This is a genomic window from Streptomyces sp. NBC_00670 (assembly GCF_036226765.1).
Classification (GTDB): Bacteria; Actinomycetota; Actinomycetes; order Streptomycetales; family Streptomycetaceae; genus Streptomyces.
This window is the reverse complement of the sequence record NZ_CP109017.1, coordinates 593,985-612,089: the sequence shown is the minus strand read 5'-3', so window position 1 is coordinate 612,089 and position 18,105 is coordinate 593,985. Positions and strand designations below refer to the sequence as shown.

16 protein-coding genes are annotated in these 18,105 nt (G+C 72.4%); 4 read left to right on the top strand and 12 right to left on the bottom strand.

Annotation, left to right across the window (positions count from 1 at the left end):
• Positions 1-39: 39 nt before the first annotated feature.
• Positions 40-1,158 carry a right-handed parallel beta-helix repeat-containing protein gene (locus tag OIE12_RS02575; protein ID WP_329131234.1) on the top strand — a complete coding sequence of 373 codons (1,119 nt, stop codon included), beginning with the start codon at positions 40-42 and terminating at the stop codon, positions 1,156-1,158.
• A complete protein-coding gene (locus tag OIE12_RS02570) occupies positions 1,155-2,231 on the top strand; it encodes a methyltransferase (protein ID WP_329131231.1) in 1,077 nt (358 codons plus the stop codon). The genes OIE12_RS02575 and OIE12_RS02570 overlap by 4 nt, the downstream gene beginning before the upstream one ends.
• Positions 2,232-2,315: 84 nt before the next feature.
• On the opposite strand, the gene OIE12_RS02565 is transcribed toward OIE12_RS02570, so the two are convergent.
• Genes OIE12_RS02565 through OIE12_RS02535 form a run of 7 tightly spaced genes read right to left on the bottom strand, consistent with a single transcriptional unit; the run spans position 2,316 to position 7,612 of the window.
• On the bottom strand, positions 2,316-2,672 hold the full coding sequence (locus OIE12_RS02565; RefSeq protein WP_329131229.1) for a TcmI family type II polyketide cyclase: 357 nt from the start codon (positions 2,670-2,672) through the stop codon (positions 2,316-2,318).
• Positions 2,673-2,710: 38 nt separating this feature from the next.
• The gene (locus OIE12_RS02560) at positions 2,711-3,190 is read right to left on the bottom strand and encodes an SRPBCC family protein (RefSeq protein WP_329131227.1); all 480 of its coding nucleotides are present in this window, start codon (positions 3,188-3,190) and stop codon (positions 2,711-2,713) included.
• A gap of 1 nt (position 3,191) precedes the next feature.
• A complete protein-coding gene (locus tag OIE12_RS02555; protein WP_329131225.1) occupies positions 3,192-3,461 on the bottom strand; it encodes an acyl carrier protein in 270 nt (89 codons plus the stop codon).
• 14 nt (positions 3,462-3,475) lie between these two features.
• A complete protein-coding gene (locus tag OIE12_RS02550; RefSeq protein WP_329131223.1) occupies positions 3,476-4,726 on the bottom strand; it encodes a beta-ketoacyl synthase N-terminal-like domain-containing protein in 1,251 nt (416 codons plus the stop codon).
• Positions 4,723-5,991: a beta-ketoacyl-[acyl-carrier-protein] synthase family protein gene (locus tag OIE12_RS02545; protein WP_329131221.1), complete on the bottom strand. Its 1,269-nt coding sequence runs from the start codon at positions 5,989-5,991 to the stop codon at positions 4,723-4,725. Before OIE12_RS02545 ends, OIE12_RS02550 begins: the two co-directional genes overlap by 4 nt.
• Positions 5,988-6,425: a cupin domain-containing protein gene (locus OIE12_RS02540; protein ID WP_329131218.1), complete on the bottom strand. Its 438-nt coding sequence runs from the start codon at positions 6,423-6,425 to the stop codon at positions 5,988-5,990. Before OIE12_RS02540 ends, OIE12_RS02545 begins: the two co-directional genes overlap by 4 nt.
• Positions 6,426-6,478: 53 nt before the next feature.
• Positions 6,479-7,612, bottom strand: coding sequence for a SchA/CurD-like domain-containing protein (locus OIE12_RS02535; protein WP_329131216.1), 1,134 nt, complete (start codon positions 7,610-7,612; stop codon positions 6,479-6,481).
• Between the two features lie 446 nt (positions 7,613-8,058).
• On the opposite strand from OIE12_RS02535, the gene OIE12_RS02530 reads away from it, so the two are divergent.
• Positions 8,059-9,696, top strand: a complete 1,638-nt coding sequence (locus OIE12_RS02530; RefSeq protein ID WP_329131214.1) for an FAD-dependent oxidoreductase — start codon at positions 8,059-8,061, stop codon at positions 9,694-9,696.
• A gap of 21 nt (positions 9,697-9,717) precedes the next feature.
• Here OIE12_RS02530 and OIE12_RS02525 read toward each other — a convergent pair whose 3' ends face one another.
• The 5 genes from OIE12_RS02525 to OIE12_RS02505 all read right to left on the bottom strand — a co-directional run bounded on the left by OIE12_RS02525 (position 9,718) and on the right by OIE12_RS02505 (position 15,823).
• A complete protein-coding gene (locus tag OIE12_RS02525; protein WP_329131212.1) occupies positions 9,718-10,875 on the bottom strand; it encodes an ROK family transcriptional regulator in 1,158 nt (385 codons plus the stop codon).
• A 115-nt stretch (positions 10,876-10,990) separates the two neighbouring features.
• A complete protein-coding gene (locus tag OIE12_RS02520; protein WP_329131210.1) occupies positions 10,991-12,490 on the bottom strand; it encodes a glycoside hydrolase family 36 protein in 1,500 nt (499 codons plus the stop codon).
• A gap of 77 nt (positions 12,491-12,567) precedes the next feature.
• Positions 12,568-13,911 (bottom strand): ABC transporter substrate-binding protein, encoded by a 1,344-nt coding sequence (locus OIE12_RS02515; protein ID WP_329131208.1) that lies wholly within the window; start codon positions 13,909-13,911, stop codon positions 12,568-12,570.
• A gap of 52 nt (positions 13,912-13,963) precedes the next feature.
• Positions 13,964-14,860 (bottom strand): carbohydrate ABC transporter permease, encoded by an 897-nt coding sequence (locus OIE12_RS02510; protein WP_329131206.1) that lies wholly within the window; start codon positions 14,858-14,860, stop codon positions 13,964-13,966.
• Positions 14,861-14,869: 9 nt separating this feature from the next.
• A complete protein-coding gene (locus OIE12_RS02505; protein WP_329131204.1) occupies positions 14,870-15,823 on the bottom strand; it encodes a carbohydrate ABC transporter permease in 954 nt (317 codons plus the stop codon).
• A 228-nt stretch (positions 15,824-16,051) separates the two neighbouring features.
• Here OIE12_RS02505 and OIE12_RS02500 point away from each other — a divergent pair, with 228 nt between their 5' ends.
• Entirely contained in the window at positions 16,052-18,064 is a 2,013-nt protein-coding gene (locus OIE12_RS02500) for a DUF4832 domain-containing protein (protein WP_329131202.1), read from the top strand.
• The last annotated feature ends 41 nt before the right edge of the window (positions 18,065-18,105 follow it).

Here is an 18,105-nt window from a genome sequence, read left to right as displayed (position 1 = left end):
ATATGGCGAAACCGGTCATACCGACCATAACTTCGTCCTATGACGAAACCTCAACTGCGCGTTCTCGCGCTGTCCGCCGCCACCTCCGCCGTCCTCGGCCTCACCTGGGGGGCGCCCCAGGCCCACGCCGCCGGCGCCGTCCTCCGGGTGGACGCGGGGGAGTCCGTCCAGCGGGCCCTCGACGCCGCCCAGCCGGGTGACACCGTGTACCTCGGCCCCGGCACCTACCGGGAGAGCATCCAGGTCAAGAAGTCCGGCGTCACCGTGCGCGGCGCCGGCGACCGTACCGTCCTCGTCCCCGCCACCACCAAGGCCCGCGCCGCGAACGCCTGCGCCGCCGCGGGCAACGGCATCTGCGTCCAGGGCACCGCCGCCCACCCGCTCGAGGACGTCCGGATCAGCGACCTGACGGTGCGCGGGTTCAAGAAGAACGGCGTGTGGGCCAGCCGCACCGACGAGCTGGTCGTCCACCACGTGACCGCCGAGAAGAACGGCACGTGGGGCATCGCCCAGGAGCGCTCCACCGAGGGCCGCTTCGTCAACAACACCGCCCGCGCCAACGGCGACGCCGGGATCTTCCTGGCCAACACCGTGGACACCGAGGGCGGCGCCACCGACGCCGAGGGCGCGCTGGTCCGCGGCAACGACCTGGTCGGCAACCGCATCGGCCTCACCGTCCGGCGGCTGCGCAACCTGATGGTCGAGGCCAACGACATGACCGCCAACTGCGCCGGCATGTTCGTCGTCGGCGACGAGAACAAGCCCCGCGTCGGCGACCTCACCGTCCGGCTCAACCACGTCCACCACAACAACAAGCGCTGCGCCGCCACCGACCGGCTGCCGGTCCTCCAGGGCTCCGGCATCGTCCTGACCGGCGCCGAGAAGGTCCACGTCGTCCGCAACACCGTCGAGGACAACAAGGGCACCTCCCCGATGTCCGGCGGCATCGTGCTGTTCAAGAGCTTCGTGGGCGCCCTCAACGAGAACAACCTCATCGAGGACAACAAGCTGCGCGACAACGGCCCCGCCGACCTCGCCAACCGGGACACCCCGAAGAACAACACCTTCCGCGGCAACACCTGCGGGACCTCCGAGCCCGCCGCCCTGTGCGGCAACCGCACGCTGCCCGCCGAGGGGCCCGCGGGAGGCCGTCGATGACGACCGTCGAGACCGGCTCCGCCACGCCGGTCACCGGCACCGGCGACGAGCCCGCGAAGAACGGTGCCCCCGCCCCGATGCGCCTGCGCGGCCTCGCCTTCGGCGCCGCCCGCTCCGCCGCGCTGCGCGCCGCCGTCCGGCTCGGCGTGGCCGACGCGCTCGGCCCCGCCCCCGCCACCGCCGAGGAGCTGGCCCGCTCCGTCGGCGCCGAACCCGGGCCGCTGCGACGGCTGTTGCGCGCCCTGGCCTGCCAGGACGTCTTCGCCGAACGCGTCGACGGCACCTTCGCCCACACGGAGCTGTCGCTGCTGCTGCGGGAGGACGACGAGCACAGCCTGAAGGACGTCGTCCTGTGGTGCACCGAGCCCTGGACCTGGGAGGTGTGGCCGCTGCTCGACGAGGCCGTCCGCACCGGCGGCAACGTCGTCGAGGGCCTCTACGGCAAGGGCTTCTTCCAGTACCTCAACGAGGACGCGCCGGCCTCCGCCGCCGTCTTCAACCGTGCCATGACCCGCTCCAGCGAGCAGTCCGCGCGGGACGTGGCGGCCGCCCTGGACCTCACCGGCGCCGAGTCGGTCGTCGACATCGGCGGCGGCCAGGGCCATGTGCTGGCCTGTCTGCTGGAGAAGTACCCGGACGTGCGCGGCGTCCTGCTGGACCTGCCCAAGGTCGTGGAGCGGGCCGACGCCCGGCTGCGCCCCGGCGGCGCGCTCGCCGACCGGGCCCGCACCGTGCCCGGCGACTGCCGCGAGGACATCCCCGTCCACGCCGACGTCTACGTCATCAAGAACGTCCTGGAGTGGGACGACGACAGCACCCGCCGCACCCTGGCCAACATCCGCGCGGTGGCCCGGCCCGGCGCCCGGGTGGTGGCGATCGAGAACCTCGTCGACGACACCCAGTCGATGCCGTTCACCAGCGCCATGGATTTGCTGCTCCTGCTCAACGTGGGCGGCGCCAAGCACACCGAGCGGAGCCTGACCGAGCGGCTGGACGCGGCGGGCCTGATCATCGACACCGTCCGCCCCGTCAACCCGTATCTGCACGCCTTCGAGTGCCGCGTTCCCGAGTGAGTCCGGGCCCACGGCACACCAAGGCCGCCGGCCCCCGCCTCGACGAGGCGGGGGCCGGCGGCCTTCGTGGGGGGTGCGGGTCCGTCAGCCGGTGATGGCCGCCGCCGTGTCCCGCTCCGCGTCGCGCTCCCAGTGGTAGAACCGCTGGGCCATCGCGTCCTTGGGGCCGCGCCACGTCTCGGGGTCGTACGGCATGACGTACGCCTCGAGGCGGTCGCTGATGCCCCGGAACTCCGGGTGCTCGGCGAGCTCGGCGATCGCCGGGCCCGGGTCCCGCTCGCTCTCGATGAGGTGCAGGTACACGTCACCGAACTGGAACAGGCTGCGGCTCTTGACGCCCACCAGGTGCGGCAGTTCGCCCCGGTCGGACTCGGCGAACACCTTCGCGATGTCCGGGGCCGCGCCCGGCTTCATCCTCGCGACGATCATCGTGTGGTGCACAGGACTTCTCTTCCCTTTCCGGTGTGCGTTCGGCCGTGTCACTCGGCCCGTACGGCGGCGGGCTGCCGCGAGCGGGCGGCCTGCTCGATCCGGTCGCGGATCAGGTCCAGCTGGATGCGCGAGTTGGTGTTGATCCGGGCGGTCATCCCCGCGTCGTCCACCGGCGCCTCGGGCTTCATGGCGAAGTCCTGCGTCCAGTGCATCCGGGTGCCGTCCGGCGTCTCCTCGTACTCCCAGCGGATGTCCATGTACTGGAACGGGCCGGGCTCGACGCGGCGGGCCCGCACCGTGCGCGCGGCGCGGTCGACGGTACGCTCGGAGACCCAGCTCCACACCGTGCCGTTCTCGTCCGGGTGCATGGTGAGCCGGAACCGCGTCCGGTCGCCGTCGCGCTCCATGATCTCCACGGCCGCGTACTCGCTGAACAGGTCCGGCCAGTTCGCCAGGTCGTTGGTCATGTCCCAGACCAGGTCGAACGGCGCCGCGATCGTCACCTCGTTCTCGGTGTGCCCGGCCATGTCACACCCCCGCCGCGAGCGAGCCGTTGACCATCTTCAGGAAGTCCGCCGGGGACTTGCACTTCTCGGCGTCCTCCGGCAGCGCGAGGCCGTAGCGCTTCTCCAGCTCGCCCACGATGCCCAGCAGGCCCAGGGAGTCCAGGCCGAAGGCGTCGAAGCCGGCGTCGACGCGCCGCTCCAGCTCGGCCGCGTCGACCGCGACGCCGGCGGTCTGCTTCATCAGCGCCGCCAGTTCCCCCACGGTCACCTTCAGTGTCGTCTGTTCGGTCATGCTGTCTGACTCCTTCACTCGTCGGAACCGGTGGCGCCGTGCCGCAGCACGAGCGCCGAGTTGGACCCCATCAGTCCCCGGCTGAGCACCAGCGCGGTGCGCAGCTCGGCCGGCCGGGCACGGCCGGCGACGAGGTCCAGGTCGTGGCAGACGTCGAAGACGTTCGGGGTGGGCGGGACCAGGCCGTGCTCCATGGCGAGCACGGCCGCCGCCGCGTCCAGCACCGCCGAGCCGCAGTAGGCCCGTCCGGTACCGGTCTTGGGGGCGGTCACCGGCACCCGGCGGGCGTGCGGGCCGAGCGCGTCGGCCAGCGCCAGCGCCTCCGCCCGGTCCGCCTCCGGGGTGCCGAGCGCGTCGGCGAAGACGACGTCCACGTCCTGCGGTCGGCAGCCCGCCTGGGCGAGGGCGCCCTCGATGGCGTGCGCGAGCCCCTCGCGGGACTTCTCCCACTGGGAGGCCCCGGTGAAGGTGGCCGCGTGCCCGGCGACCGTCGCCCGCAGGTCCGCGCCGCGCGCCCGGGCGGTGCCCGCCTCCTCCAGGAGCAGCACGGCACCGCCCTCGGCGGGCACGAAACCGCAGGCGGAGGGGGTGAACGGCCGGTAGGCGCGGTCGGGTTCGCTCTCCCGGCTCAGCTCGGCGTACCCGAGCTGGCAGGCCATCGAGTACGGGGCGAGCGGTGCCTCGGCCGCCCCGACGACCAGTGTGTCGGTGCCCCGGCGCACCTCTCGGTCGCCGTGCGCCAGCGCGTCCAGACCGCCCGCCTCGTCGCTCGCGACGACCCCGCAGGGGCCCTTGAAGCCGCCGCGGATGGAGATCTGGCCGGTGCTGGCCGCGTAGAACCAGGCGATCGACTGGTACGGGCCCACGTGCTTGGGCCCGTTGCCCCACAGTTTCTGCAACTCGCGCTGGCCGAACTCGCCGCCGCCGGAGCCGGCCGCGGTGACCACGCCCACCGAGAACGGGTCGGTGAGGTCGCCGCGGCCCAGGCGGGCGTCGGCCAGGGCCAGTTGGGCGGCGGCCATCGCGAAGTGGCTGAACCGGTCGGTCTGCACCAGGAAGGTGTCCTCGACCATGGCCTGCGGATCGAAGCCGCGGACCTCGCCGGCCACCCGCAGGGGGAAGTCCTCGCAGCCCTCCCGGGAGATCGCGTCGAGCGCACAGGCGCCCTCGGCGGTCGCCTTCCAGTAGGCCTCGACGCCGACGCCCGTGGGGGCGACGACCCCGATGCCGGTGACGACGGCACGTCGCTTGTCGCCTGCTGTCATGGTGTCCTCCCGGTCGGTCGGGTCAGTACGACCGCGGACTGGAAGCCGCCGAAGCCGCTGCCGACGGACAGCACCCCCCGCAGCCGCCGCTCGCGGGCCTCGCGCGGCACGTAGTCCAGGTCGCACTCGGGGTCCGGGGTGGTGTAGTTCGCGGTGGGCGGCACGACCTGGTGGGCCATGGCCAGCACGCACGCGGCGACCTCGATCGAGCCGATCGCGCCCAGCGAGTGGCCCACCATCGACTTGATGGAGCTCATCGGGGTGGCGTACGCGTGCGCGCCCAGGGAGCGCTTGACGGCGGCGGTCTCGTGCCGGTCGTTCTGCTTGGTGCCCGAGCCGTGCGCGTTGACGTAGTCGATGTCCGCCGGGTCCAGCCGGGCCTGGGCCAGCGCGGTGTCGATGGCCCGGGACATCTCCAGGCCCTCCTTGGTCAGGCCCGTCATGTGGTAGGCGTTGCCGTAGGTGGCGTAGCCGGAGATCTCGCAGTACACCTCCGCCCCGCGCGCCCGGGCCGACTCCAGCTCCTCCAGGACCAGCACCGCGCAGCCCTCGCCCATCACGAAGCCGTCCCGGTCGGCGTCGAAGGGGCGGGAGGCGTGCGCCGGGTCGTCGTTGTTCGGGGAGGTGGCCTTGATGGCGTCGAAGCAGGCCATGGTGATGGGGGAGATCGGCGAGTCGGAGGCCCCGGCCAGGCAGGCGTCCATCCGGCCCTCGGCTATCGCGTGCACCGCGTAGCCCACCGCGTCCAGACCGGAGGTGCAGCCCGTCGACACGGTCTGCACCGGACCCCGGGCCCCGAACACCTCGGCCACCGCGGAGGCCAGCGTGCTGGGTGCGAACGCGCGGTGCAGCTGCGGCTCGGCCCGCCGGTGGTCGACGTCCCAGCGGGCGCCCTTCTCGCTGACCAGCACGTAGTCGTGCTCCAGCCGGGTGGTGCCGCCCACCGCGGTGCCCAGGCTCACGCCGAAGCGCCACGGGTCGTCCGGCGGTCCGTCGAGCCCCGCGTCCCGCACCGCCTCCGCGCTCGCCGCAAGCGCGAACTGCACATAGCGGTCGTTGCGTTCGACGGTGCGCGGGTCCAGGCCGTGCGCGGCCGGGTCGAAGTCGCACTCGGCGGCGATCCGGGAGCGCAGCCCGGCGGGGTCGAAGAAGGTGATGCCCCGCGTGGCCGTGCGCCCGTTCGACAGCAGGTCCCAGAAGGCCGGGACCCCGATACCGCCGGGGGCGACGACGCCTATGCCGGTGACCGCGACCCGGCGGCTCATGAGGCCGCCCCCACGGGCCGCTCGTGCTCCCCGGCGGCCGTGGCCTGCGGAGTCTCCTCGGTGTCGACGTGTCCCAGCTCCGGGCTCGGCGCCAGCGGACCCAGGTGGAACACCAGACGCGCCTCGACGCCGCCCACGTTGCGGAAGCGGTGACGCATGTACGCCGGGATCATCAGGCCCTGGTCCGGGCGGAGCGGGTGCGGCTCGCCGTCCAGGTCCACCTCCAGCTCCCCGGCGACGACGTACACGAACTCCTCGGAGTACGGGTGGTAGTGCTCGCCGATCCTCTCGCCCGGCGCGACGGTGGCCAGCCCCATGAAACCGCTGGTCGCGCCGACCGCGGTGGGGGTGAGCATGGCGCGCAGGTCACCTCCCCGCCGGGTGTTGTGCGGGGTCTCGGCCAGGTCGACGATGCGGACGTGCTGTTGGCTCATGTGGTGCTCCGTGGTCTCGCGGAAGGGATCGGGTGCGGGTCCGGGCGGCGCGGTCAGCGGGGCTCGGAGGTGCGGTCGGTCAGCGGCCGCATCCGGGCCCGGGTCAGCAGCTCGGCCAGGGCCCGGTCGTCGCCGAGGGCGTCCGGCGCGTCCAGCGCGGCGGTGTCCAGGAGCTGGAGCACCTCCGCCCGGACCGACGGCTCGGCCAGGCCCAGCACCGCGGCCGGCTCGGCGTCCGGGTCGCCGGCCACGTCCACCACCCGTACGACGATGTCGTCGCGCTGGTAGACGGCGACGCCCAGCACCGGGCTGCGCGGGTCGTCGGCGGCCCGCTGGTCCTGCTCCGCCAGCAGCTGCGCGAGCCGCATGCCGCAGCCCGGGCGGGCCGGCAGGAACAGGCCCTCGCGCCGCGCCGAGCCCGCGTCGGGACCGGCGGCGACGTGGTGGACGGCGGGCAGCGCGGCACGGGTGAAGAAGATCCGCGCCGACTGCGGGTCCTTCATGTCGCGTTCCTGCTCCAGGTACGGGTTGATGGCCTCCTCCACCGCGCGCACCTCCGGCTGCCGGGACACGTGGCGCAGCGCGGCCATCAGGTCGCCCTCCACCTCCACCGCCCGCACGATCCGGTTGCCGTGCATGAACAGGGAGGTGCGGTGCAGCCGCGTCTTCTCGTCCACCTGGGGGCTGGGGGAGGCGTACTCCGACAGGTGCCGGGCCACCTCCGGCTCGCTGCCCGGCTTCACGGTGAACGTCAGCGCGTGCCGTACGACGCCGTCGCCTACCCGGGGGGCGGCCTGGAGGGTCTCCACGCGGATGCCGGAGCCGTCGTGCGTGGTCTCGCGCAGGATGCTGTAGCGCATCGACCGCGTGTCCCGTACGCAGCTGTGCAGCGGCTTCACCGTCTCGATGTGCTCCTCGCTGTTGACCCAGGCCAGGAACGGCGGGGCGCTCTCCCACTCGCTGGTGATCAGCCACTGGGAGGGGTTCTCGATGGACTGGCAGAGCTGGTCGCTGATGTGCCCCGAGACCGACGCGACCGCGTCGCACATGCGCTCGTAGGCGTCGAGGAACTCCTGCTGGGCGCCGTCGTGGATGTCGAGCATCAGCACGACCCGCAGCCGGGAGCCGTCGAACGCCGACGTGCTGACCCGGTTCGGAGCCGTGGACACGGCGGGGGAGGCTGTCATCGGAGGAACACCCTTTCTTCGGGGGCAGCGGTGTGTGCCACGCCCCGCGGCCGTACGCGGCCGGCGGGCCGCCGCGCGGCAGGGGCGGATACGGAGGCTGTGCGCTCGATCGTGTGCCGCGCGCCGCCCGCGCGCGATTCCGGCCGATCAACCGAGTGAATCCCCGCCGACGAGCCCACGGCCGGGGCATGCATGCAGAGCCGGGTCCCGCCCCGGTCGGCCCGGTCCCGCACCGGACCACCCGGGTGGCACCCGGCCCCCACAGACCTCCCCGCCACCGGCGGTCGCCGGTGCGGTGCCTCGGTACGGCGCCGGATCTGTCCGGTCGTCGCCGGCTCGGGCCTCGCCGCCTGCGGGCGGCGCCGGCAGCCGTCGGTTGCCGCGGGACGTGTTGTCACGTACGGCGGCCGCGCGAGCCGCGCGGCCGCCCGACAGGAAAGGCAGACATGCGCAAAGGCGCTGACACCGAAGTGCCGGTCCTTGTGGTCGGCGGCTCCCTGGTCGGGCTGTCGGCCTCGGTCTTCCTGGGCCGGCTGGGGGTGCCGCACCTCCTCGTCGAGAAGCACAAGCACACCTCGACCCACCCCAAGGGCCGCGGCAACAACGTCCGCACGATGGAACTCTTCCGGGTCGCCCGCGTGGAGCGGGCGATCCAGGACGCGGCCTCCGTCCTCGCCGGCAACCACGGCATCCTCCAGGCGCCCACCCTCGTCGGCGACGCCGGCGAGTGGCTGTTCCGGGAGATCGACCCCGGCGGCGGCCTGGCCCGGTTCAGCCCCAGCGGCTGGTGTCTGTGCAGCCAGAACGACCTCGAACCGGTCCTGCTGGAACACGCCAGGCAACTTCCCGGCGCCGACCTGAGGTTCGCCACCGAACTCATGTCGTACGAGCAGGACGCGGACGGCGTCACCGCGCTGGTCAAGAGCCGCGACACCGGCGAGCACACCACCGTCCGCGCCGAGTACCTGATCGCCGCCGACGGCCCCCGCAGCCCGATCCGGGAGTCCCTCGGCATCACCCAGTCGGGCCCCGGCGACCTGTTCCACAACGTGAGCATCACGTTCCGCTCCCGCGGGCTCGCCGAGATCGTCGGCGACCGGCACTTCATCGTCTGCTACCTGACCTCGCCCGAGGCCGACGGGGCACTGCTCCCCGTGGACAACCGCACCCAGTGGGTCTTCCACGCGCCCTGGCACCCCGAGCGCGGCGAGACCCTGGAGTCCTTCACCGACGAGCGCTGCGCCGACCACATCCGCCGCGCGGTCGGCGACCCCGGCCTCGACGTGCAGGTCACCGGCCGGGCACCCTGGCACGCCGCCCAGCGGGTCGCCCGCGCCTACGCCTCCGGCCGGGTCCTCCTGGCCGGGGACTCCGCGCACGAGATGTCACCGACCGGCGCCTTCGGCTCCAACACCGGTATCCAGGACGCGCACAACCTCGCCTGGAAGCTCGCCGCCGTCCTCAACGGCTGGGCCGGCCCCGGCCTGCTGGACAGCTACGACGCCGAGCGCCGCCCCGTCGCCGAGGCGACCGCCGCCCGCGCCGCCGACCGCTCCGGCGAGCACAGCCACCCCGGCTACGACGCACCGCCCCCGGCCGCCGGCGGCGGCCCCAGGCAGGGCGGCATCCTCAACGTCGTCCTCGGCCACCGCTACCCGCGCGGCGCGGTGATCGGCGCCGCACCCGACGGCCCCGCCGTCCCCGAGGGGCTGCGGCTGACCGGCGAACCGGGCAGCCGCGCCCCGCACCTGTGGCTGCGGCGCGGCCCCGAACGGCTCTCCACGCTCGACCTGTACGAGCGCACCCCGGTGCTCCTTTGCGACGCCACCACACCCGCCTGGCACGAGGCCGCGCAGCAGGTCGCCGCGATCCTGTCGATCCCGCTGCGCGCCTACCGCCTGGGCACCGCACCGGGCGCCGACATGCAGCCCGAGGACGACTGGGCCGAGGCCCACGGCGTCACTCCGAAGGGCGCGGTCCTCGTCCGCCCCGACGGCTTCGTGGCCTGGCGCTCCCCGGACCTGCCCGAGGACCCCGGCGGCCTGCTCCACCAGACGCTGTCCGTCCTGCTGGACCTGGCCTGAGCGGAGGGGACGAGCGCGGGTCTAGACCCGCGGGGCGGTGGGGGCCGCGAGCTGGCCGCTGAGCAGCCGGTCGTCGACCTCGTCGAGGGCCAGCCGCAACGCCCCCAGCGCCACGCTCTCGTCGCCCAGCGTCGAGGTGCGCAGCTCCGGAAGGCGCAGGCAGTGCTTGGTCAGCTCCTGCCGCAGCGGCGGCAGGACGACGTCCGCGGACCGGGAGAAGCCGCCGCCGTAGACGACGACCTGCGGATCGAGCGTGAGGGTCAGCGCGGCCACGCCGACGGCGAGGTCGCGGGCGTAGCGCCGGACCGCCGACCTGGCGGCCCGGTCGCCCGTGCGCGCCGCCTGGAACACCCAGGCGGCGGCCTCGCCCTGCGCGGCCGTCGCGGGCACTCCGGGGCAGTTGGCGAGGTGGCCCGGCGCGTCGAGCCAGCGCACGGCCTTCAACGCGCCGATCTCGCCCGCCGCGCCGCCGTGCCCGCGACGCAGCGTCCCGTCGATGATCAGACCGGCGCCGGTGCGGATGCCGGCCAGGATGTACACGATGTCGTCGGCGTCCTGCGCCACGCCCTTCCAGCGCTCGGCGACCGCGGCGAGCTTGCAGTCGTTCTCGACCTGGACGGGGCAGCCGAAGCGGTCCCTGAGATGGGTCACCGGATCGGCCTCGTCCCAGCCCGGCAGGGGGGTGAACAGCGACGTACGCCCGCTCGCGTCGACCGGCCCGGTCACGCCGACGGTGACCGCCCAGATGTCGGCCGCCGTCATCCCGGCGCGTTCCAGCACCTCGTCGATGGACCGGTCGACCGTCGCCATCCGCTCGTCGGGCCCGGCCTCCGGATCGGCCGGGCGGCGCAGCGTCTGGACGAGATTGCCCTCCAGATCGCTGAGCATGACGAGGATCTTGTGCACGCCGATGTCGATGCCGAGCACATGCCCGGCATCGGCGCGGAAGCAGTACCGTCGGGCGGGCCGCCCGACGGTACTGCTGGCCCCGGGCTCCTCGACCTCGGCCCAGCCGTCGGCCACCAGCTGCTGCACCAGCACGTCCACAGCGGGCCGGGACAGCCCCGTCCGGCCGGCGAGCTCGGTGACCGTCGAGGGCGGGTTGCCGCGCAGGGCCCACACGATGGTCAACTGGTTCATCTCGCGCATCCGGGCCGGATCCGTACCGGTCGTCGCCATGTGCTGCTCCCTGCAGTGGGTCGCGGTCCTCACCGCTGGATAATGCTAGACAGTTTACTAACTCCGGTTCCTCCGCGTCCGGACTTCGGCGTTCGCCGGACGTCCTCGGCGGAGGTCAGGCGATGGGGTAGCGCTGCTCCTGACCCGGGTTCACCACCGGGGCGAAGTCCACCTCCCGTCCGTCGAGCAGGAACCGGTAACGGTCCACCTTCCGGATCTCCGGGCGGGCCCGCAAGTACCGTGTCATGGCCTGCAGTTCGTCCGGACGGAGCCACCCCGGCGGGTCGGAGACGGCCCGGAAACCGCAGATGTCCGCGAGGTCGCGCAGCAGGCCCTGCTGCTGGTCGGTGAGGAGGTTCAGCCGGCTGCGGAAGTAGACGACGTCCGGGTCCACCTCCAGCAGCGGCGACTGCCACAGCCGGTGCACCGTATTGACGACGGCGTTGCGCGCCAGGGCGTCCGAGGGGTCCTGGGTGGCGTAGTGCTCCCACAGCGGAGCGACGTCGGGGCCGCTGCGCAGCCCGTCCGCCAGCCCGAGCGAGGGCAGCAGCGGCGCCCCGCTGGCCAGGAGGTACGCGTCCGGGCCCGCCTCCTCGCGGATGATCCGCAGTCCGGTGCGGTAGACCTCCTCGCGGCCCATGGGGTGCGCGTGCCGCCCCGGCGTGGTGGCGCCCTGGAGGAAGTCCAGCTTGAGGTAGGTGTACCCCCACTCCCTGACGACGCGGCGGATGATGCCGCGCAGGTGGTCCTGGGCGGCGGGCAGCGTCAGGTCGAGGGCCCAGTAGGGGCTGCCCCAGTTGTGGCCGGCCACCGCGGGCCGCCCGTCCTCGTCCCGCAGCAGCAGGTCGGGGTGCTCGCGGGCGGTGCGGGAGTCGGGGAGCACGATGAAGGGCGCGATCCACAGCCCCGGGCGCAGCCCCGCGCCGGTGATGCGCTCCGCCAGGCCCCGCATCCCGGAGGGGAACTTGTCGTTGGCCTCCCAGTCGCCCACCCTCCGCTCCCAGCCGTCGTCGACCTGGACGACGTCGAAGGGGAGGCCGCGCAGGGCGGCGATGTCCTTGGTGAGCTGTTCCTCGGTGATGTTCTCGTAGTAGGCGTACCAGCTGCACCACACGTTGCCCGCGCGCCGGGTGCTGTGCCCCAGCCGGGCGCCCAGGTGGCGGGCGTAGGCGGCGAAGACGTCGTCCTCGGCGCCGTACGCCAGGAACCAGGGGGCCGTGGCGTGCTCGTACCAGCCGGCGAGGGTGTCGCGGTCGGCGGTGAGCCGTGGCACGTCCAGGCCGAGGGCGCCCAGCAGCAGCACTTGCCCGTCGGCGCCCTGGAGGGCGGCGACGGCGGAGGAGTGGTGCCGGGTGGGGTCGTCCCAGGTGGTGTCGTCGGCGGTCAGCCGGCGCTGGGCGCTCTCGATGCGCAGCGGCGCCTCCGAGAGCCGCCGCCAGCCGCAGGGGCTCCAGGAGTTGTGTCCGTGCCGGTAGAAGAGGGCGTCGCCGAGTCCGTGCAGGACGGCGGCGCGTCCGGGAGGCAGCAGCAGGCCGCCGTCGACGGCCTGCGGCGGGGCGTCGTCCTCCAGTTCGACGGCGAAGGTGCGCGCGCCGAGGGTGAGGAGCTGGGCCATGGATCTCCTTGCGTGAGCCGGGTGGGAAGTGAGCCGGGCGGAACGTGGACCGGGCGGGAGGCGCGGTGCCGGATCGGCTACTTGAAGAGGGCGTTGACCTTGTCGTTGGCGTCCTTCAGCGCCTTCCGCGGCTGGGCCTGGCCGAGGATGACGGACTGGATGGCGTCCTGTACCAGCGGGTTGATCTCGGTGCCGTGCTCGGTGACGGGCAGCGGGAAGGTCTCCTTCGCGGCCGTGACGTCGGTGAACACGCTGACGTCGTGCCCCTTGGCCTTGTGCGCGGCCAGCGCCTTCTGGGTGGCGGACTTCAGCGCGGGGAAGACCACGGCGTGCTCGGCCACGCGGTCCTGGCAGTCGGCGGAGCCCAGGTACTTGACCCATTGCCAGGCCTGCTCCTGGTGCTTGGTGCCGGCCCAGATGGAGTCGGCCAGCCCGTTGATGGCGCTCTTGCGCCCGGCGGGCCCGACCGGCAGCGGGGCGAAGGCCAGCTTCTCCTTGACCTTGGGGTCGGTGAAGGTGGAGATGGTCCACGAGCCGGTGACCATGATGGCTCCCTTGCCCGCCGAGAGCAGCTCGGAGTTGGCGACCGTGGACTGCTTGTCGAAGCGGGGCGCGTACCCCTTGTCGATCAGGTGCTTGAACCAGGCGATGGTCTCGGCGAGCTTGGGGTCGTCGTAGTTGTAGTGGGTGCCCCAGGGGTTCTTGTCGAGGTAGCTGAACCCGTTGGCGGCGGCCAGGTCGCCCCAGCCGTTCTGCCCCTGCGAGCCGTCGGCCCACTCGGGCAGGAACCCGTAGACCTTGATGTGGTTCTTGTCGAAGTCGGGGTCGAGTCCGTTGCGGCCCTTGGTGTCGACGGTGGACTTGGCGATCGCCTGCTCCAGCGTGCCGCCGTCGGACGGGTTCCAGGTGAGCTTGTCCAGCTCGGCCTTGGTGAGGCCCTGCTTCTTCAGCATCGTGGTGTTGTAGACCAGCGCCATGGTGTCCCAGTCCTTGGGCAGCCCGTAGCGCTTGCCGTCCTTGGCCCAGACGTCGGCCAGGCCGCTCTGGTAGGCGGAGAGGTCCACCTTGTCCCGCTCGATCAGCGGCTGCAGGTCCAGGAGCTGGTTGCTGGTGGCGAACTGCGGATAGTACGAGCTCTGGTTGGTCCACACGTCCGGGGCGTCGCCGGAGGTGAGCTGGGTGGTGAGGTTCTGCCAGTACTGGGCCCACGCCGTCTGGGTGATCTTGACGGTGATGTCCGGGTTGGCCTTGTGGAACGCGGTCGCGCACTCCTGGTAGGCGGGGAGCTGCTTGTCGTCCCACAGCCAGTAGTTGAGCGTGGTGCCGCCGGAGCCCTCGTCGGAGCTGCCGCAGGAGACGAAGGTGGAGGTCGCGGCCAGGCACAGCAGGGCCGCGGCGGCGCGCCGGTGGGTGGATCGCATGTCGGATGCCTCTCTCAGGAGCGTGCGGTGACGAAGGAGGGGGAGTGCCGGCTCACTTGATGCCGGTGAAGTTCAGCGACTCGACCAGACGGCGGCCGAGGAGGATGAGGATCACGAGGACAGGCAGCACGGAGAGGGTGGAGCCGGCCATCAGACCGGTCCAGTCCGGCTGGGTGTTGGGGGACTGCTGCTGGAAGATGCCGAGCGCCACCGTCAGCACGCGGGTCTCCTCCTCGCGGCCGGTCAGCAGCGGCCACAGATAGTCCTTCCAGGCCCACACCGCGGTCGTCAGTCCGATGGTGAGCAGGGGGCCCCGGCTCATCGGCATCACCACACGCCAGAAGACGCCCCAGGCGCCGACCCCGTCCAGGACGGCTGCCTCCTCCACCTCACGCGGGATGGACAGGAAGAACTGGCGCAGGAAGAACACGGCGAACGGCGTCATCAGCACGCTCGGCGCGACCATGCCGGCGAAGGTGTTGAGCCAGCCGAGGTTCTTCACGAGCACGAAGTTGGGCAGCACGGTGAAGATCGGCGGCACCATCAGCGCGGCGATCAGCACCCCGAAGACCGCGTCCCGGCCGGGGAAGCGCAGCCGGGCGAAGGCGTAGCCGGCCATCGCGCAGAACAGCGTCTGAAGGGAGGCGATCAGCCCGCTGTAGACGACGGAGTTGAGCAGATAGCGCAGGAAGTCGACCTGCGCCCCGGAGCCGCCGGCGGCCCTGGCCTCCTCCTGGCTGGTCAGGCCGAGCACCCGCCAGAAGTTGATCATCGTGGGGTGCTGGGGGAAGGGGCCCGTGGAGTCGGAGTAGAGATCGGCCGCGGGGGTCAGGGCGGTGCGGACCATCCAGTAGAACGGGAAGAGCGTCGCCACCAGTGCGGCGATCATCAGCGCCCAGGCGAGGACGCGGCCCGGCGTCGGCCGGTTGCGGGTGCGCGTGCGTGTCATGGTCGCTCCTCAGGCCAGGTCCGAACGGGACGCGCGCAGCAGCCGCATCTGCACGGCGGTCAGCACACCGAGGAGCAGTGCGAGGATCACGGCGACGGCGGAGGCGTACCCCATGTGGAAGTACGTGAAGGCCTGTTCGTAGATGTAGAAGTAGATGACCCGCGTGGCGCCGACCGGGCCGCCCTTGGTGGTCACGGCGATCGTGTCGAAGATCTGGAACGAGCCGATCAGGGAGACCACCAGGACCAGTGCCAGGACCGGGCGCAGCAGCGGCAGGGTGATGCGGGTGAACATGCGCCACTCGCCCGCGCCGTCCAACGAGGCGCTCTCGTACAGGTGTTGCGGGATCTGGAGCATGCCCGCGTAGAGCAGCAGCGCCGTGTAGCCGGTGTAGGCCCAGGCGTTGATGCCGGCGACGGTGGGCATCGCCCAGGTCGGTGAGGTGAAGAAGCCGGTGGGGCCCACGCCGAAGGCGCCCAGGAGGTGGTTGACGAAGCCGAGGTTGGCGTCGAGCATCCACATCCACAGCAGGCCCACGGTCACGTTGGGCACCAGCCAGGGCACGAGCAGCATCGCGCGCAGCGCCACCGAGCGGGTCAGCCGGTGCATCAGCGTCGCGAGCCCCAGGGCGAGGATCATCTGCGAGCCGATGTTCAGCACGACGTAGTAGCCGGTGACCTTGAGCGCGTTCCAGAACTGGTCGTCGCCGATCAGCTGCCGGTAGTTCGCCGTGCCGGTGAAGTGCGGGTCGGTGAGCAGACTGTAGTCGGTGAGCGAGTAGTAGATGCCCCGGGCGGTCGGATAGGCGTAGAACAGCGCGAATCCCGCCAGGGCCGGGGCGAGGAACAGCCAGGCCGCCTTCCTGTCGTCGCGCGCCTTCCGGGGCCGCCCCGGGCTCGCGCCCTTGCCCGTGCGGCCCCCGCCGCGCTGCCGGGGCGGCGCAACTGCCGTGCTGGCGCCCATACTCACGCCTCCGAAGAAGATCTGCGCCGCACCTCTTGCCAGTGGAGCGCTGTGCCCACATATTGATGAGCAACAGCGAAACTTTGTCAATGGTGGCGCATAACTGATCGGGATTCAGCCACGCTCGCCGGACCTCGCGCCGGACCCCGGACCGGACCTCGCACCGGTCCGGACCTGCGGCCGGGCCACCGGCCACCCCCACCGCAACCGAACCCCCGGAGGCCGACCATGCGCACGTTCTCGCCCGGACGCCGCAGAGGGCTGTGGGCCGCTCTCTGCTCGGCGGCCCTCGCCCTCGCCCTCACGGCACTGCCCGGCACCACCGCCCACGCCGCTCCCGTCACCGCCGGCACCGCGTCCGGTGCCGCCGCGGCCGCGGGCGGTGTCCCCGACCGGCCGGCACCCGGCCCGGACCCCGACCCCACGCTCCCGGTCCACGCCCTGGCCGCCGCCGACGCGCCACTGGACAACCCGCTCAAGGGATTCGCCCGCTTCTACCAGGCGGGCAGCGACCAGAACACGGGCTATCCGCACTCGCTGACCTGGTCCTACTTCGGTCTGTCGGAGGTCATGAACGACGCCTCCGACTGCGCCCACTACGACTGGGGGGTCCTGGACGACGCCCTGGACGCCATCGCCGCGGCCGGCAACCAGGCCGCCGTCCGCTTCTACATCGAGTATCCGCACAGCACCGGCAGCCACCCCACCAACGCCATCCCGCCCTGCTTCGCCGGGCACGTGGACAACCGCGACAACGCCTACTGGGGCACCACCAGCCCCGACTACGACAGCCCCTACCTGCTGGACGCCCTCAAGCAGTTCATCGCCGCCTTCGGCGCCCGCTACGACGGCGACCCGCGCCTGGGCTTCATCCACCTGGGGCTGATCGGCCTGTGGGGCGAATGGCACACCTGGCCCTACGACACCGACACCTCCGGCGACGCGTACCCGAACTACATGCCCACCGACGCCCACGCCGCCGGGATCGTCGACGCGTACGCCAAGGCGTTCACCCACACCAGGATCGAGCTGCGCTACCCCGACTCCGCGGGCGGCGCCGCCGACAGCCGGCCCTCCGTGGGCTACCACGACGACTCCTTCTGCTACCGGGAGGGCTCGCCCGCGCAGGGCCTCACCCTGCCCGAGTCGATGGGCGGCGCCCCCTGGGCCCAGTTGCAGAAGGCCGTCGAACACGGCGTCGAGAACCGCTGGACCACCGCCTCGATGGGCGGCGAGGTACGGCCCGAGATCCAGCCCACCGCCTTCGCGAACTGGCCCGGCGGGTCCGGCGACGTGGACAACATGAAGGCGTGCCTCGAGCTGGAGCACACCACCTGGAAGATCAACGAGGGCAGCGCGAACTACTCCGCCACCGACCCGAACGTGGCCGCCGCGGTCCGGCTGATGGGCTACAACCTGGGTGTCACCGACGCCTACTTCCACGACACCGCCCAGGGCACCACCAAGGTCGGCGTACGGATCACCAACACCGGCGTCGCGCCCTTCTACTACCCCTGGAAGGTCCGCCTCGGCCTCAAGAACGCCTCCGGCGACGTCGTCAAGGACTGGGACACCTCCTGGGACCTGCGCACGGTCATGCCCACCCGGATCAGGGCCTTCCCGGACTGGAAAGTGGGCTCCGACCCCACCTACCTCGACTTCGGCAGTCCGCGCTACTTCGACACCTCCGTCGACCTCAGCGGCGTCGGCCAGGGCGGCTACCGGCTCGTGATGAAGGCCGACAACCCCCTGGAGAAGGTCAGCTCCCGCGCCAAGAAGCTGCGCTTCGCCAACGCCGGCCAGAACAGCGACGGCTGGCTCGACCTCGGCGCGATGACCGTCGGCCCGGGCCAGGACACCGGCACGGCGAGCTACGAGGCCGAGGCGTCCGGCAACACCCTGACCGGCGGGGCGCTCGTGGCCGACTGCGGCGGCTGCTCCGGCGGAGCCAAGGTGGGATACGTCGGCAACGGCGCCACCCTCACCTTCCGCCACGTCGACGGCGGCACCGGAGGCACCCGCACCGTCACCGTGCACTACGCCACCCAGACCGCCCGCACGGCCACCGTCCAGGCGGGCGACGGCACCCCCCGGACCCTCTCCTTCGCCCCGACCGCCGACTGGAACACCACAGCCAGCACCACGGTGCGACTGGACCTGCGCGCGGGTACGGACAACACCGTCACCCTCGCCAACCCCGACGGCTGGGCACCCGACATCGACAGGATCACCGTGAGCTGACACCCGCCCGCCACCACCACGACACACCACGCACCACCCAC

Excerpts from the sequence above, each read along its gene's own strand:
- OIE12_RS02555 (WP_329131225.1), bottom strand. The coding sequence starts at position 3,461 with ATGACCGAACAGACGACACTGAAGGTGACCGTGGGGGAACTGGCGGCG.
- OIE12_RS02520 (WP_329131210.1), bottom strand. The coding sequence starts at position 12,490 with ATGGCCCAGCTCCTCACCCTCGGCGCGCGCACCTTCGCCGTCGAACTG.
- OIE12_RS02500 (WP_329131202.1), top strand. The coding sequence starts at position 16,052 with ATGCGCACGTTCTCGCCCGGACGCCGCAGAGGGCTGTGGGCCGCTCTC.
- OIE12_RS02525 (WP_329131212.1), bottom strand. The coding sequence starts at position 10,875 with ATGGCGACGACCGGTACGGATCCGGCCCGGATGCGCGAGATGAACCAG.
- OIE12_RS02560 (WP_329131227.1), bottom strand. The coding sequence starts at position 3,190 with ATGGCCGGGCACACCGAGAACGAGGTGACGATCGCGGCGCCGTTCGAC.
- OIE12_RS02530 (WP_329131214.1), top strand. The coding sequence starts at position 8,059 with ATGCGCAAAGGCGCTGACACCGAAGTGCCGGTCCTTGTGGTCGGCGGC.
- OIE12_RS02505 (WP_329131204.1), bottom strand. The coding sequence starts at position 15,823 with ATGGGCGCCAGCACGGCAGTTGCGCCGCCCCGGCAGCGCGGCGGGGGC.
- OIE12_RS02535 (WP_329131216.1), bottom strand. The coding sequence starts at position 7,612 with ATGACAGCCTCCCCCGCCGTGTCCACGGCTCCGAACCGGGTCAGCACG.
- OIE12_RS02575 (WP_329131234.1), top strand. The coding sequence starts at position 40 with ATGACGAAACCTCAACTGCGCGTTCTCGCGCTGTCCGCCGCCACCTCC.
- OIE12_RS02540 (WP_329131218.1), bottom strand. The coding sequence starts at position 6,425 with ATGAGCCAACAGCACGTCCGCATCGTCGACCTGGCCGAGACCCCGCAC.
- OIE12_RS02545 (WP_329131221.1), bottom strand. The coding sequence starts at position 5,991 with ATGAGCCGCCGGGTCGCGGTCACCGGCATAGGCGTCGTCGCCCCCGGC.
- OIE12_RS02510 (WP_329131206.1), bottom strand. The coding sequence starts at position 14,860 with ATGACACGCACGCGCACCCGCAACCGGCCGACGCCGGGCCGCGTCCTC.
- OIE12_RS02570 (WP_329131231.1), top strand. The coding sequence starts at position 1,155 with ATGACGACCGTCGAGACCGGCTCCGCCACGCCGGTCACCGGCACCGGC.
- OIE12_RS02515 (WP_329131208.1), bottom strand. The coding sequence starts at position 13,911 with ATGCGATCCACCCACCGGCGCGCCGCCGCGGCCCTGCTGTGCCTGGCC.
- OIE12_RS02550 (WP_329131223.1), bottom strand. The coding sequence starts at position 4,726 with ATGACAGCAGGCGACAAGCGACGTGCCGTCGTCACCGGCATCGGGGTC.